This window comes from Dyadobacter sp. CY356, assembly GCF_021440195.1.
In the GTDB taxonomy this organism is placed as follows: domain Bacteria; phylum Bacteroidota; class Bacteroidia; order Cytophagales; family Spirosomataceae; genus Dyadobacter.
Window position 1 is genome coordinate 1 of the sequence record NZ_JAJTSZ010000012.1, and the last position, 13,289, is coordinate 13,289.

13 protein-coding genes are annotated in these 13,289 nt (G+C 40.5%); 5 read left to right on the top strand and 8 right to left on the bottom strand.

Annotated elements, in window-relative coordinates:
* Positions 1–300: 300 nt before the first annotated feature.
* A complete protein-coding gene (locus LXL81_RS27080) occupies positions 301–552 on the bottom strand; it encodes a hypothetical protein (RefSeq protein ID WP_234650840.1) in 252 nt (83 codons plus the stop codon).
* 185 nt (positions 553–737) lie between these two features.
* On the opposite strand from LXL81_RS27080, the gene LXL81_RS27085 reads away from it, so the two are divergent.
* The 4 genes from LXL81_RS27085 (at position 738) to mraY (ending at position 6,099) form a co-directional block, all read left to right on the top strand.
* Positions 738–1,145 carry an FtsL-like putative cell division protein gene (locus tag LXL81_RS27085; RefSeq protein WP_234650842.1) on the top strand — a complete coding sequence of 136 codons (408 nt, stop codon included), beginning with the start codon at positions 738–740 and terminating at the stop codon, positions 1,143–1,145.
* Between the two features lie 29 nt (positions 1,146–1,174).
* Positions 1,175–3,322: a penicillin-binding protein gene (locus LXL81_RS27090; protein WP_234650845.1), complete on the top strand. Its 2,148-nt coding sequence runs from the start codon at positions 1,175–1,177 to the stop codon at positions 3,320–3,322.
* Positions 3,323–3,331: 9 nt separating this feature from the next.
* Positions 3,332–4,807 (top strand): UDP-N-acetylmuramoyl-L-alanyl-D-glutamate--2,6-diaminopimelate ligase, encoded by a 1,476-nt coding sequence (locus tag LXL81_RS27095; RefSeq protein ID WP_234650847.1) that lies wholly within the window; start codon positions 3,332–3,334, stop codon positions 4,805–4,807.
* Between the two features lie 77 nt (positions 4,808–4,884).
* Positions 4,885–6,099, top strand: a complete 1,215-nt coding sequence (gene mraY, locus LXL81_RS27100) for a phospho-N-acetylmuramoyl-pentapeptide-transferase (RefSeq protein WP_234650849.1) — start codon at positions 4,885–4,887, stop codon at positions 6,097–6,099.
* A gap of 56 nt (positions 6,100–6,155) precedes the next feature.
* Here mraY and LXL81_RS27105 read toward each other — a convergent pair whose 3' ends face one another.
* The 6 genes from LXL81_RS27105 to LXL81_RS27130 all read right to left on the bottom strand — a co-directional run bounded on the left by LXL81_RS27105 (position 6,156) and on the right by LXL81_RS27130 (position 10,833).
* A complete protein-coding gene (locus LXL81_RS27105; RefSeq protein WP_234650851.1) occupies positions 6,156–6,731 on the bottom strand; it encodes a DUF4136 domain-containing protein in 576 nt (191 codons plus the stop codon).
* 86 nt (positions 6,732–6,817) lie between these two features.
* Positions 6,818–7,852 (bottom strand): 3-dehydroquinate synthase, encoded by a 1,035-nt coding sequence (gene aroB / locus LXL81_RS27110; protein ID WP_234650853.1) that lies wholly within the window; start codon positions 7,850–7,852, stop codon positions 6,818–6,820.
* A 177-nt stretch (positions 7,853–8,029) separates the two neighbouring features.
* Positions 8,030–9,256 carry a DUF3570 domain-containing protein gene (locus LXL81_RS27115; protein WP_234650855.1) on the bottom strand — a complete coding sequence of 409 codons (1,227 nt, stop codon included), beginning with the start codon at positions 9,254–9,256 and terminating at the stop codon, positions 8,030–8,032.
* A 6-nt stretch (positions 9,257–9,262) separates the two neighbouring features.
* Complete coding sequence (locus LXL81_RS27120; RefSeq protein WP_234650856.1) at positions 9,263–9,487, bottom strand: DUF4266 domain-containing protein; 225 nt, start codon at positions 9,485–9,487, stop codon at positions 9,263–9,265.
* Positions 9,474–10,403, bottom strand: a complete 930-nt coding sequence (locus tag LXL81_RS27125) for an FAD:protein FMN transferase (RefSeq protein ID WP_234650859.1) — start codon at positions 10,401–10,403, stop codon at positions 9,474–9,476. Before LXL81_RS27125 ends, LXL81_RS27120 begins: the two co-directional genes overlap by 14 nt.
* On the bottom strand, positions 10,396–10,833 hold the full coding sequence (locus LXL81_RS27130; RefSeq protein ID WP_234650861.1) for a thioredoxin family protein: 438 nt from the start codon (positions 10,831–10,833) through the stop codon (positions 10,396–10,398). Before LXL81_RS27130 ends, LXL81_RS27125 begins: the two co-directional genes overlap by 8 nt.
* A gap of 291 nt (positions 10,834–11,124) precedes the next feature.
* Here LXL81_RS27130 and LXL81_RS27135 point away from each other — a divergent pair, with 291 nt between their 5' ends.
* Positions 11,125–12,180 carry a VOC family protein gene (locus LXL81_RS27135; protein ID WP_234650863.1) on the top strand — a complete coding sequence of 352 codons (1,056 nt, stop codon included), beginning with the start codon at positions 11,125–11,127 and terminating at the stop codon, positions 12,178–12,180.
* Between the two features lie 90 nt (positions 12,181–12,270).
* On the opposite strand, the gene LXL81_RS27140 is transcribed toward LXL81_RS27135, so the two are convergent.
* Positions 12,271–13,281, bottom strand: a complete 1,011-nt coding sequence (locus tag LXL81_RS27140) for a 1-acyl-sn-glycerol-3-phosphate acyltransferase (protein WP_234650864.1) — start codon at positions 13,279–13,281, stop codon at positions 12,271–12,273.
* Positions 13,282–13,289: the final 8 nt, after the last annotated feature.

Genomic DNA, 13,289 nt, shown 5'->3' on the forward strand with positions numbered 1-13,289 from the left:
TATTCAAATCCAAAAGGGATGACAGTATTGTAAAAAGACATCGGCCTGAGCGGATATTCAAATCCCGAAGCGATGACAGTATTATAGAAAAGACATCGGCCTGAACGGATATTCAAATCCCGAAGGGGTGACAGTATTATAGAAAAGGCATCGGCCTGAGCGGATATTCAAATCCAAAAGGGATGACAGTATTGTAAAAAGACATCGGCCTGAGCGGATATTCAAATCCCGAAGCGATGACAGTATTATAGAAAAGACATCGGCCCGAGCGGATTTTCAAATCCCGATGGGATGACAGTATTATAGAAAAGACATTGGCCCGAGCGGATATTTAAATCCCGAAGGGATGACAGTATTGTAGAAAGACATCGGCCTGAGCGGATATTCAAATCCCGAAGGGATGACAGTATTGTAGAAAGACATCGGCCTGAGCGGATTTTCAAATCCCGAAGGGATGACAGTATTATAGAAAGACATCGGCCTGAGCGGATATTCAAATCCCGAAGGGATGACAGTATTATAGAAAAGACATTGCCCTGAGCGGATTTTCAAATCCCGAAGGGATGACAGTATTGTAAAAAGACATCGGCCTGAGCGGATATTCAAATCCCGAAGGGATGACAGTATTATAGAAAGACATTGCCCTGAGCGGGTTTTAACCCCAACGGGGTGACATAACCATGCTGAAAACGGATTTTGACAAATGATTTTTGATAACACATAATGTTGTAAAAAACATGGCTGAAAATAAAAGAAGACCTAAACCGACACCGGAAAAACCGCCTAAACCGCGCAGAGAATATAGTTTGTTCAACTGGTTGAACAAATTTTTTCCCCTGGATAAAGTTTTTGGAGATAAGTTGCCCGGAAAAGAAGAGCGCGTTCCGGTCAAATATTTCTATTATTTTGGATGGATTGTGATCCTTTTAGTAATTTATGAAAGAATCGGTTTTCAATCTGAGGAGTATGTCAGAAGCAGTATCAAACTAAAAAAAGAAGTTGAAGACTTACGCGCAGAATACACTTCAATCCAGGCTGAATACGAAAAAAGTGGAAAACAATCCGTAGTGATTGAAAAAGTAAAGCCGGATGGACTGGAAGAAAACCTCAATCCGCCAAAGAAAATTATTATCAGAAAAGAATAACACTTCATTCCATCATTGTAACATCCGGTATGAAAAGCGATATAGACAGCGGCCAGAATAATAAAAAAGCACTGATTTACCGGGCTCGTATAGTAGCCCTGTTTCTGATTGTTTTTGCCATCATGGTTTTCGGGAAACTGATTCAGGTTCAGTATTATGCCAAATTTAAAGGGAAAACCTGGGCGGAGTATGCAGAAAAAAATGACCTGAAACTGGATACAATTCCGGCCATGCGGGGAAGTATTTTTTCGAGTGACGGAAGTTTGCTGGCCACGTCGCTGCCTTATTATTATGTTGGATTTGACACCAAAGTGGCTGACTCAACATATTTTTATGATAACGTTGATCAGCTGGCAAGGCTGCTAGTAAAGAATTTTGGTGAAAATACTTTTGATGGCTACCGGGATAAAATTATCCGATACAGAAAAAGTAAAAACAAACGATATTTAAGATTAAAAAATAAGGAAATCGGCTATCTTGAAAGGGAAAAAGTAAAGGAATGGCCATTCTTCACCCGCGCAAAAAAGGGTGGGGGAGGAAAGTTTGAAATGATTTATAAACGCTACAAACCTTTTAGTCCAATGGCCGACCGTACCATTGGCGGAACGGATCCTAAAAGCGGCCGTGGATATATTGGAATTGAAGCAAGTTTTGACCAAAAACTGGAAGGAAAAGACGGGATAAACTGGGTGGAACTGGTGGAAGGCGGAATAAAAATTCCTGTGGGCGACAATTTGAATATTCAGCCTGAAACGGGTAAAGACGTTTATACAACGCTGGATATGACTTTTCAGGATATGGCAGAAATTGCGCTAAGACGGAAATTAACCGAAGCGCAGGCGGATTTTGGCTGCGTGATTGTGATGGAAGTGGCAACCGGCGAAATCCGTGCGATGGCTAATCTGACAAAACGCCCTGACAATAAATACGAAGAAGTTTTTAATTACGCTTTGGCCGGAAGTACAGATCCGGGTTCCACTTTCAAGCTGCCCACCATGATGGCGCTTTTGGAAGAAACCAAAATGGATCCGAACAAAGTCACGGTCAATACCGGTGCGGGCTCTATTCGTTTCAGAGGACTTTCCATTAATGATTCAAAACGAGGCGGACATGGTATTTTAACAGCTGCACAGGTTTTTGAAAAATCATCCAATATTGGTGTTCATTTGCTGATGCAGCGTTATTTTTTCTCAAAACCTGATAAATATCTGGGTTACCTGAAACAATTCCACCTGACTGAACCGACGGGGATTCATATGAAAGGAGAAAATCCTCCTTACATTAAAAACCGCTCTTCAAAGCAGTGGAATAATTATTCGCTGACTTTTATGTCATACGGATATGAAATGCGGATGACACCTCTTCAAACGCTTGCCATGTACAATGCCGTTGCTAATGATGGCTATTGGGTTAGGCCGATGGTGGTAAGAGAAATCCGGAGTGCAGAAAAGGTCGAAGATAAAATTCTGCCTTACGTATCAGAAAAGCCAATTTGTTCTCCCGAAACTTTACGCAAAATAAAGATTATGCTGGAAGGGGTGGTTGAACATGGTTCTGCAAAAAACATCAAAACAGACCTTTACAGAATAGCCGGCAAAACGGGAACTGCTCAGAAATTGATCAATGGGATTCACACCGCCGGGAAATATTATACCTCTTTCGCGGGTTATTTTCCAGCTAACAAGCCAAAATATAGCTGTATTGTAATCATTGATACGCCGCGTGGTGCCAAAGAAAATTATCAGCTTTATGCGGGGAGTGTGGCTGCGCCGGTTTTCAAAGAAGTTGCCGACAGGATTTATGCCCATGATGTCAGCATCCAGAAAACCCAGAAAGACACTACAAGCGGTGAGGATAAACTCGTAAGATGGGCTGGCCGGACTTCTGATTTAAAGGTAATTGGTGAAGAATTGAAGCTTGCCGCGTTGCCGGAAGATGCTCAGGAATATACAGCAGGTTCGGTGATCGCGAGAAATAAGGCAAAATGGAAGTCCCAAAATATTGAATCAAAGGACATCCCCGATTTGCAGGGAATGGCGATGCGGGATGCGTTATATATTTTGGAAAATAAAGGGTTCCGGGTCACCTTTAAGGGCTCCGGGAAGGTAGTGGAGCAGTCACTTCCGCCTGGCAATAATAAAAGCGGACTTAAAACGATCCTGTTAACATTACAGTAAAATCCATTTATGGAAAGTATTCAAAAATCAATTCATAGTATAGTAGATGGGATTGCAGATGTAGTAATCCACGGATCTGAAAATGTTGTTGTCAATAAAATTATAATCGACTCGCGTCGCGTCCTGCCGGGGAGTTTATTTGTTGCATTAAGAGGCACGCAGGTAGATGGGCATCAGTTTATGGACACAGCGGCCGATTTAGGCGCGGTTGCAATTCTTTGTGAAGAACTACCAAAAACATTACGTAAAGGAGTTTCTTATATTCAGGTAATTGATTCGGCCGAGGCGATGGGATATGTGGCTGCTTCTTTTTACGATCAGCCTTCAAAGAAAGTAACACTTGTAGGGGTTACCGGTACGAATGGAAAGACCTCGGTCGCTACCTTTCTTTTCCAGCTTTTTCGCGCTTTGGGATACCGTTGCGGGTTATTATCGACGGTTCAAAACCAGATTGAAGACGAAGTTATCCCTTCCACGCATACCACACCAGATGCCGTTGCGCTTAATGAGCTGCTGGCATTAATGCTGGAAAAAGGCTGCTCACATGTTTTTATGGAGGTTAGTTCGCATTCCGTGGCGCAGCACAGGATTACTGGTTTGAAATTTGCCGGCGGGATATTTACCAATATAACCCACGATCACCTGGACTTTCATAAAACTTTTGATAATTACATTAAAGCCAAAAAAGGATTTTTTGATCAGTTACCGAAAAATGCTTTTGCCCTTGTAAACATTGACGACCGCCGTGGTTCTGTGATGGTTCAGAATACCAAAGCACGGATTGAAACTTATTCATTGCAAACTGTGGCAACTTATCACGGAAAAATCCTTTCCGATACGCTGACCGGGATGCATATGGAGATCAACAATCAGGAAGTATGGTTTCGGGTAATTGGCCGGTTTAATGCATACAATCTGCTTTCTGTTTATGGTGCGGCACTGGCGTTGGGCGAAATGCCGGAAGAAGTTTTAACTGCACTTTCGAATCTTAACAGTCCTCCGGGAAGATTTGAACAAATCCATTCTGCCGATAATATTGTTGGTATTGTGGATTATGCCCATACGCCGGATGCTTTGGAAAACGTACTTCAAACAATTGCACATTTACGTCATGGAAATGAGCAGGTAATTACAATTGTCGGCTGCGGCGGAAATCGTGATGCTGAGAAAAGGCCAAAAATGGCTGAAATTGCCTGCAATTTAAGCACAAGGGTAATTCTTACTTCTGACAATCCGCGTTACGAAGATCCACAGGATATTTTGGATCAGATGCTGAAAGGCGTGCCGCCTTTGAAATATAAAAATACATCTGTTATCCCCGACCGTCATGAAGCGATTTTCAAAGCCGTAGCGGAATCAAATCCGGAAGATATCATTTTGATTGCCGGAAAAGGTCATGAAACTTATCAGGATATCCGTGGTGTGAAACATGATTTTGACGACAGGCTGGTATTAAAAGAAGCATTTTTAAAGTTTCATTCCTAAAAAGAATAAAAATACAGGCCTCCATTGCGTAGTCTGCAAGAAAAAGGCAACTTTGCAAGTGCTAATCAAGATTTTACATGCTCTATTACCTATTCGACTACCTAGACAAGCAATTTAACATACCCGGAGCCGGCGTATTTCAATATATTTCTTTCCGTGCCCTTGGAGCAACGGTACTATCGCTTTTTATTGCGGCAACCTACGGAAAATGGATTATCAACTTTCTGCGCAGACAGCAGGTTGGCGAATCTATCCGAGATCTGGGTCTGGAAGGACAAATGGAAAAAACAGGAACGCCAACCATGGGTGGATTTATTATCCTCGCTTCGCTCCTGATTCCGGTATTATTGTTTGCCAAACTTTCCAATGTTTACATTGTTTTGTTGATCATAACAGCAGTATGGACTGGTATGATTGGGTTTGTTGATGATTATCTTAAAAAATTCAAAAATAATAAGGAAGGTCTCCACGGAAGATTTAAAATTGTCGGCCAGGTTGGACTTGGCCTGATTGTCGGATTGACTCTTTCTTTCAACGACCATGTTAAAATCCGTATTTACGACCAGCCATTATTGAGCTCTTCACTTGGCGAAGTGCAGCGTTACCGGGATGTTGTCCATCCGATGGTAACAACGCTTCCTTTTTCAAAAAACAATGAATTTGACTACCGGACTTTACTTTTCGGCTGGCTTCCGGAAGAATATACCTGGGTGATCTACACGATAATAGCCATTTTCATCATCACCGCCGTTTCCAACGGAGCCAATATTACAGATGGAATTGACGGTCTTGCGGCTGGTGTTTCAGGGATTATTGCACTTACATTTGGGGTTTTAGCATATCTGTCAGGAAATACACGTTTCTCTCAGTATCTGAATATCATGTATATCCCGAATTCTGGTGAGCTTGTAATTTTCTGTGCTGCTTTTGTCGGGGCTTGTGTCGGATTTCTCTGGTATAATGCCTATCCTGCGCAGGTTTTTATGGGCGATACCGGGAGTTTGATGCTTGGAGGTGTTATTGCAGTTTTGGCACTTGCCATCAGAAAAGAATTAATGATTCCGATTGCATGCGGTATATTTCTTGCCGAGAATATATCTGTAATCATGCAAGTCAGCTATTTTAAGTATACCAAAAGAAAATTTGGAGAAGGCAGGCGGATTTTACTCATGTCGCCGCTTCATCATCATTACCAGAAAAAAGGTATACATGAAGCAAAAATCGTAACACGCTTCTGGATCGTCGGTATCATTCTAGCTATTATGACACTGGCAACATTGAAATTAAGATAAAACAAATAAGCCCGTCAGAGATTCTGGTGGGCTTATTTATTTTTCGTTGCTATCAGCTATCTTCCGACAGCCTCGCTATATCTTCTAGGATCATATCCTTTTGCAAAAAGCGGATATTGATCAAAAATCCTTCTTACAACACTCCGGTAATGATTATTTGAGTTTTCAACACCTTTGAAAATACCCGACGCATAACCTCTCCAAACAACCTGATCGCTTTCCGCATCAATTAAAGAAACGATCAATGTTCCTTTGTCGAGGGCATATTTTATTGGCTCATACCGGAAACCATCATTTTCAGTATCTACCCAGTTTTTAATGACCGGCTGCATATAACCCTGATACCGAAGGTTATCATAGAAAATACCATAATTCACTAACAAAGTGGGTTTTTCGGCGGTAAGCTTGTAGCCCCTTACCTGCATCTGGCGACGAATAGCCTCGTAAATCTCTGTACAAAGATTGTTAGTATCCCGCTCACATTCCAGAAATGTATAGGAAGAGTAATCTTTAAAGTTTGTTTCATAACTGTAGTCGTGTTCAACAAATACTTTACGACCACCCGAACAACCCGCTAATATCAATATCACTAATAAAGCGGCATAAGGTTTAATAGACTTCAGCATAAGCAATTAATTTGTCAGGTTATGAATAGATATTATTTACTCTAAAATTGAAAACCCACTAATCAATAGCTTATGCCGTCCTGTCACCAGATCTACCCCATGTAATAAGCTACTGCTTTACGCATTTCTGAAACGGAAACCACGATGTCATACCCACATTTCCCTGCTCCTTCCAGAAGAGAAAAACGAATCTCGTTTCCTCTGTTCTTTTTGTCTTGTCGTGTCAATGCAATAATTGCTTCAACATCTGCCTCCTTAATCACAACTCTGCCGTAAGTAGCAAAGATAAATTCCTCAATATCAATCAAGGTTTTATGATCAATAAGACCTTTTTTATAGGAAAGGTAACTTTCCATGACCATACCAACTGCAATTGCTTCGCCGTGGTATAATCTTTCATTCTCACTTTTTCCAAGGAAATACGTTTCAACTGCGTGCCCAAGCGTATGTCCGAAATTCAAAATCTTCCTTAATCCTTTTTCCGTCGGATCCTGATTTACAATTTCCTGTTTGATCTTAACCGAATGTGCGATAAGATCGGCCCAGTTTTGTTCTTCAAAATCATTCTGACGTATTACTTTCCATTTATCTGCATCCGCAATCAGGCAATGTTTAATTATCTCTGCAAAGCCCGAACGTATTTCTCTTTCCGGTAAAGTTTTTAAAAAAAACGGATCAATCAATACACTTTTTGGAATATTAAAAACACCTAAATGATTTTTAAATCCCTGAAAATCAATTCCCAGTTTTCCACCCACACTCGCATCCACCTGTGAAAGCAAAGTCGTCGGCACCTGTATAAAATCTATTCCACGCTTGTAAACTGCCGCACAAAATCCCCCCATATCCCCTATCACACCACCACCGATATTGATCACTAACGAGTGTCTGTCAAGTTCTGAGGCTGTCATGGATTCCCAAATGGTTTCGCATGTTGCCAGCACTTTGTGTTTTTCTCCGCCGGGCACAGTTACAAGTTTGTGTTTCCCTAAAAGAGGCTTAATCAATGAATAACAGTACTTTCTGGTATTGTTATCTGCTATTACAATTACTTTTGAATACTGCCCGGAATTTATAAACTCTGGTAAACTTTCGGTAATGGGTGCTAAAACTACGGACTGAGTCATTCTAATAATTCAATAAAAATACAATGCTCATCAAATATACGATGATGGGCACTTAATGGATGCGTGAAAATTTAAAAAAATTAATATATTATTTTGAAAATCTTGCTTTAAGGTATGAAATATTGGGTTGAAAGTCAAAATATTACTGATTTGTATATTAATGACTTTTTCTAAAAGTTACTCCATATCCCTGAAAGACCTTTTTTCTCTTCCAAATTTAAGCGCCAAAGTAATAATATGTGCATTCAGGCCATTAGAACGATGGAAATATGTATATCGCAAATTTAATTCATCAAAGGAAATTCTCCTGGTTAAATATTGAGAAGGAAGAAATCTCAGATTTATGCCCGGCTTGTATGTTTGGAAAGATGACAGATCATAATCTGATGTGTAATATTTCTCTGCGATATTATGTTGTTTGTAAGGCTTGAAATAATCAGAACCAGACTGTTTGTAATATCTGAAAAACGATGCGATGGTCCATTGGTGAGAAAGTTTCACAGCCGCTTCAAGCTCAATACTATTACCGAGTATATCAAAACTATCCCAATAAAAACCATAATTTAATTTCAGAATTGTGCGGCTGCCCATGAAATAATTCAGTCGCAGGCTAACCGGAAATTTAAAACGATCACCCGGCAGGTTTTCAACTTTCAACGAATCATTGTTGAAATATACCCGGTGAAAAGAAGTTGAAAGTAATCCTTTTTGATAAGCAAATTCAGGAAAAATACCGAGTACAAGCCGAGGATTTATGCTTTGGGTAAAACCGAGTTTGACATTATAAGAATCCCGGCGGTAATTGTCAAACCACTTTTTATACCGGAGCTCAACGGGATAAATTAATTTTACCGCATGATAATAATCCGGATCAAGTCTTCCCCATCTTAGATCATCAAAATATGCCTGTAAATCAATAGAAAAAGTTCTGGTTTTTGAAGGATTAACGTAGTCCGCCGAAGCAAAAAACGGAATGGACATATAATCTGATTCGATTGAAAAACCGGAACCGATCCCCAGTCTGATATCCTTTTTTTTCAACTGCCGCTGGTAATTCAGTGTACCGTAAGACCGCGTGTCTCTTCTTGATGCGGACGACATGACAAAATCAATATTATCCACTGATGCAGAACTGATTACATCTGCACCGCCGACAAACCGGATCGTGTTAAATTCTTTGAAAGTATGAGCAATGCGCACAGACGGAGAATAAACAGTCATTTTCTCAGTACCTATTCCACCAGTAACCGCCGAGTTATGCCCATTCTGAATATAATGCGAATAAACAACTTCAATATCGGTTTTTGAGATCGTACTTTTTTGATAGGCACTATCAGCAGTCTGTGCCTTCGCCTTAAATAAAAATATACTAAGTAACCCTGCCAGTAAAAATTTTCTTTTCATAATACGCTAATTACATCCGCAGCCGCCACTCGATTTTGTACCCGCAGCCGGTGTATCGCCCTCCCGGATACTTTCCACGTATTCCTCAAATTTTTTCCCGGAATTGCCTCCCATCTGCATTTCCGGATCGTTCAGGTATACGCGCTGATAGGGTTTTACAGGTTTGCAGCTGAATCCAATAAAGATCAGCACGATACCTGAAATAAAAATATATAGTTTATTCTTCCGCATTTTTAAAGTTAAGGTTTCGTGAGGGAAACACTTCATTTTGGTCATTAATAATCAGGCAATGTGTTTGTGGAAGCTGGTTGATGAAATGCAAACCAATATCAACACCCATCACATAAACAGCAGTTGCAAGCGCATCACATAACTCAGCACCCGGACTAATCACGGTCACGCTTTTGATACCGCTCACAGGCTTTCCTGTTCTGGGATCAATATTATGCGAAAATCGTTTTCCCTTGTGCATAAAAAACTGCTCATAATCTCCGGAAGTAGCAACGGAAGCATTTTCAACCGGTAAGTAACACAAAACTTCATTGCGCGCATCCGGATTGGCAATACCAATCTGCCATAGTCTCTCTTCTGATTTCTTGCCAATCACCGTTAAATCTCCGCTTGCATTGATCACGCCATTTTGCACGCCCTTTGCGAGCCATAATTGTTTCACTTTATCGGCAGCATAACCCTTTCCGACTGCTGCAAAACCTATGTGCATTCCTTTCTTTTTTAGAAAAATAAAATTATCGCCCAAAAAAGAAATATGCTGTGAGCCTACAAAAGAAGCTGCCTTTTTTACTGCGTGTTTTTCAGGATAGACAAATTGCTCATTCTTAAAATTATACAACTTTTTTAACGGTCCGACAGTAATATCAAAAGCACGTTGCGTCAGGTTTGAAATGTTGACGCATCGTTTGATCAGTTCATAAACTTCAGTATCAACTTGCACAGGTCTAATTCCTGCATTTTTATTAAGCTGAGAAGTAAAAGATGATTCATCAAATTCGGTAAGCAACCTTTCCAAACGTTTGATTTCGTCTCTCCCTTCCTGCAAAAGTTCTTCCGCTTTTAATTTATCATCATCAACAATGATCAGTTCAAAGGCCGAACCCATCAACTTTTCGACCAGCCGGAACTCAATCATTTAAGCGTTGCAAATGATTTTTCAATTCGCTTACAAATTCCTGTGGCGTCTGGTTTGCATATTCAATAATTTCTGACTGAGATCCATCCGAAGAAATAAGTACCAGATTGGGGAAAACACCTTTGGGATTATATTTTTCTGCCAGGGCTTCGTTTTGCTCAACAACATCTTTGGGAAGTTTTGTTCTTTGAGGAAAGTCAGCAACCACAATATCCAGATTTTCTTTCGCAAATGTTTCAAATGCAGGATCACTCAGTACCTTCTTTTTAAACTGAATACAACCTTTACACCAATCAGAACCCGAAAAAACGATAAATTTTGTTTTTTCAGACGTGGTATTTTGAGTAGTTTCAATCTTCTGCTGCTTCGTAAAACCCGTAGAAACCGGATTAACAATATGTGTCAAAAAAACCAGGACCAGTGAAATCATATTTGTCAGGAGTTAAGGTCATTCTTTTCAAACAGCGAATGGGTGGGTTAGTTCCCTATTATTTGAAACGTCATTTTTTAAATTCAATGTATATCATTTGTTCTTAAAAAAGCAGGCACTCCGCATCACTCTACGGAAAAAATTCTATTCAAAGTTGCGTGCTCCAATCAATTATTTGGTTTTGCCATTTAACTTCCTGTTTATTTTGTAAAATTGCGGTTTCTTTGTCCGCACAAGAAAAAGTCTTTTGCTCATATCTATTCTACCATAACAAAAAAATATTTTCCTTTCATGAATGCTGCACTTATTTCCGGAATTCAGCAAGTTGGTCTTGGTGTTCAAAATGTACCGGAAGCCTGGCTATGGTATCGCCGTATTTTGGGTTTTGACGTGCCTGTTTTTGACGACAAAGCAGAAGCTCCATTGATGACTCCATATACAGGAGGTGCTGTGCATCAGCGACATGCAGCATTGGCATTAAATCTGGCAGGAGGTGGCGGACTTGAAATCTGGTCATTTACCAGCCGTGTTTCGCAGCCTGCCAATTTCAAACTTGAACTGGGAGATTTAGGAATTAATGCGATTCGCTTTAAAGCACCGGATGTGAAAAAAGCGCATGAATGGGTAAAATCACAATCAAAAGAAGCCGTTGGGCCACTGGTAACACTACCGGAAGGAGAAGGTTTCTGGGGAAAAGACCCTTATGGCAATATTTTTCAGATCACCAGTGATACTTCCTGGTTTCAAAATACAGGAAAACCGGTTGGTGGCGTAGCCGGGGTTGTTATGGGAGTTTCAGACATTCACAAATCGATTTTATTCTATCAGACTCTGATCCAAAACCTGGAAGTGGTTTATGACAAAACCGGCGTTTTTGATGATTTGCAGACCACTGTTTCAGGCCAACGTTTCCGCCGTGTTTTGCTTCGTAAAAACTTTACTCCCGAAGGCGCTTTCAGCCGTCTTTTAGGAAATATCCAGATTGAATTGTTACAGGCATTAGACCGTGAACCTAAAAAACTTTTTGAAAACCGTTTCTGGGGCGATTGCGGCTATATTCATTTGTGCTTCGATGCGCTGGATCTGGCCACTTTAAAAACAAAAGTTCAGGCGCAGGGATATCCTTTTACGGTAGACAGCGAGTCCTCATTTGGTATGGAATCAGCAGCAGGACGATTTGCTTATGTGGAAGATCCTGATGGCACGCTAATAGAAATGGTGGAAACGCACAAACTCCCGATACTGAAAAAAATAGGCTGGTTCCTTGATATTCAAAAAAGAAAACATCAAAAACCTTTGCCCGACTGGATGTTGAAAATGATGGGACTGAACCGGGTAAAAAACTAGCGGGTAAAATTATAATAAAATAAAAATGCTCTGATGCTTTCTTAAATTGAAAACATCAGAGCATTTCTATTTATCAGCGTTATTAAGTTTTTATCGATAACGATTTCCTAGCCAAGCTAATATAGGCAAAGCAGCAAATACCGCAAGTGCAACTTTAAATCCAGCAAATATGCCAACAATTCCGGCAATTAAAAGCACGATAACGGGATAAAGATAAAGAAGCAAACCAAACAAAGCTGAATCATAAAAAACGGATCTTGCCGTTATTTTTGATACTTTTTTATCAAAAGCACGATAAATCGGCCGATGAATAAGGCGGCCAAACCAGCCTAATCCTTGTAACAAAAAGTTGCCTTTTGAAGGAATTGAATTGGGGCCAAAAAAATGATCAAAAGCCCGTTCCCGCTCTTCTTTTGTAGCTGTTTCAGGAATCGTCAGAATTTCCTGATTCATCTTGAACTGCAAAATTTCGTTAAATTCCCGAAGCCATTTTTCATAGTCTTCCGGATCGGTTTTGATATCCGTATGATGAATTGCATCACCAAAACGGATTGCAGTTCGTTTCCCGGTACCACGATAATGTTCATAGTTCATCCCGATCGGAATCACCTGCATTTCCTTCAGATTACTTTCACCAAACCACGCCTGATGTGCCATTCTCGCCGTTCCTTTTCCCAACGGACGCAGTTTCCACTCATTCACACAAACGCCCTCAGAAAAGATAATGACGGTATTTCCGTTCTTCATCGCATCCAGACTTTCCTTCGTCGTAACATCCAGACTTAAAACAGCCTGTCGTCCTTCCGAGCCTCTGAAAACCGGAATCAGATTGATCTGTCTAAGCCAGAAAGCTACTGCGGGTTTTTTAAAAGCATCTCCACGGGCCAGGGTAAAAATGGGCTGACGCAGTGTTGCACCGATCACCAATGCATCAAAAAATGAATCCGGATGATTCGAGGCCAATAACAAAGGTCCCTTATTTGGCACTTGATCAAAATTGATAACAAACAACCGGCGAAGGAAAATTGGCAGTGCCAGACGGATCAAAAAGCGGGAAAAGTAGAAAAAATACAAAATATTAAATGGTAAGTTTCGCTGCAAAAATAATG

What these genes read in the sequence shown, in the direction of transcription:
- LXL81_RS27085 (WP_234650842.1), top strand. Translation starts at nt 738, where the DNA reads ATGGCTGAAAATAAAAGAAGACCTAAACCGACACCGGAAAAACCGCCT.
- LXL81_RS27090 (WP_234650845.1), top strand. Translation starts at nt 1,175, where the DNA reads ATGAAAAGCGATATAGACAGCGGCCAGAATAATAAAAAAGCACTGATT.
- LXL81_RS27095 (WP_234650847.1), top strand. Translation starts at nt 3,332, where the DNA reads ATGGAAAGTATTCAAAAATCAATTCATAGTATAGTAGATGGGATTGCA.
- mraY (WP_234650849.1), top strand. Translation starts at nt 4,885, where the DNA reads ATGCTCTATTACCTATTCGACTACCTAGACAAGCAATTTAACATACCC.
- aroB (WP_234650853.1), bottom strand. Translation starts at nt 7,852, where the DNA reads ATGACTCAGTCCGTAGTTTTAGCACCCATTACCGAAAGTTTACCAGAG.
- LXL81_RS27115 (WP_234650855.1), bottom strand. Translation starts at nt 9,256, where the DNA reads ATGAAAAGAAAATTTTTACTGGCAGGGTTACTTAGTATATTTTTATTT.
- LXL81_RS27120 (WP_234650856.1), bottom strand. Translation starts at nt 9,487, where the DNA reads ATGCGGAAGAATAAACTATATATTTTTATTTCAGGTATCGTGCTGATC.
- LXL81_RS27125 (WP_234650859.1), bottom strand. Translation starts at nt 10,403, where the DNA reads ATGATTGAGTTCCGGCTGGTCGAAAAGTTGATGGGTTCGGCCTTTGAA.
- LXL81_RS27130 (WP_234650861.1), bottom strand. Translation starts at nt 10,833, where the DNA reads ATGATTTCACTGGTCCTGGTTTTTTTGACACATATTGTTAATCCGGTT.
- LXL81_RS27135 (WP_234650863.1), top strand. Translation starts at nt 11,125, where the DNA reads ATGAATGCTGCACTTATTTCCGGAATTCAGCAAGTTGGTCTTGGTGTT.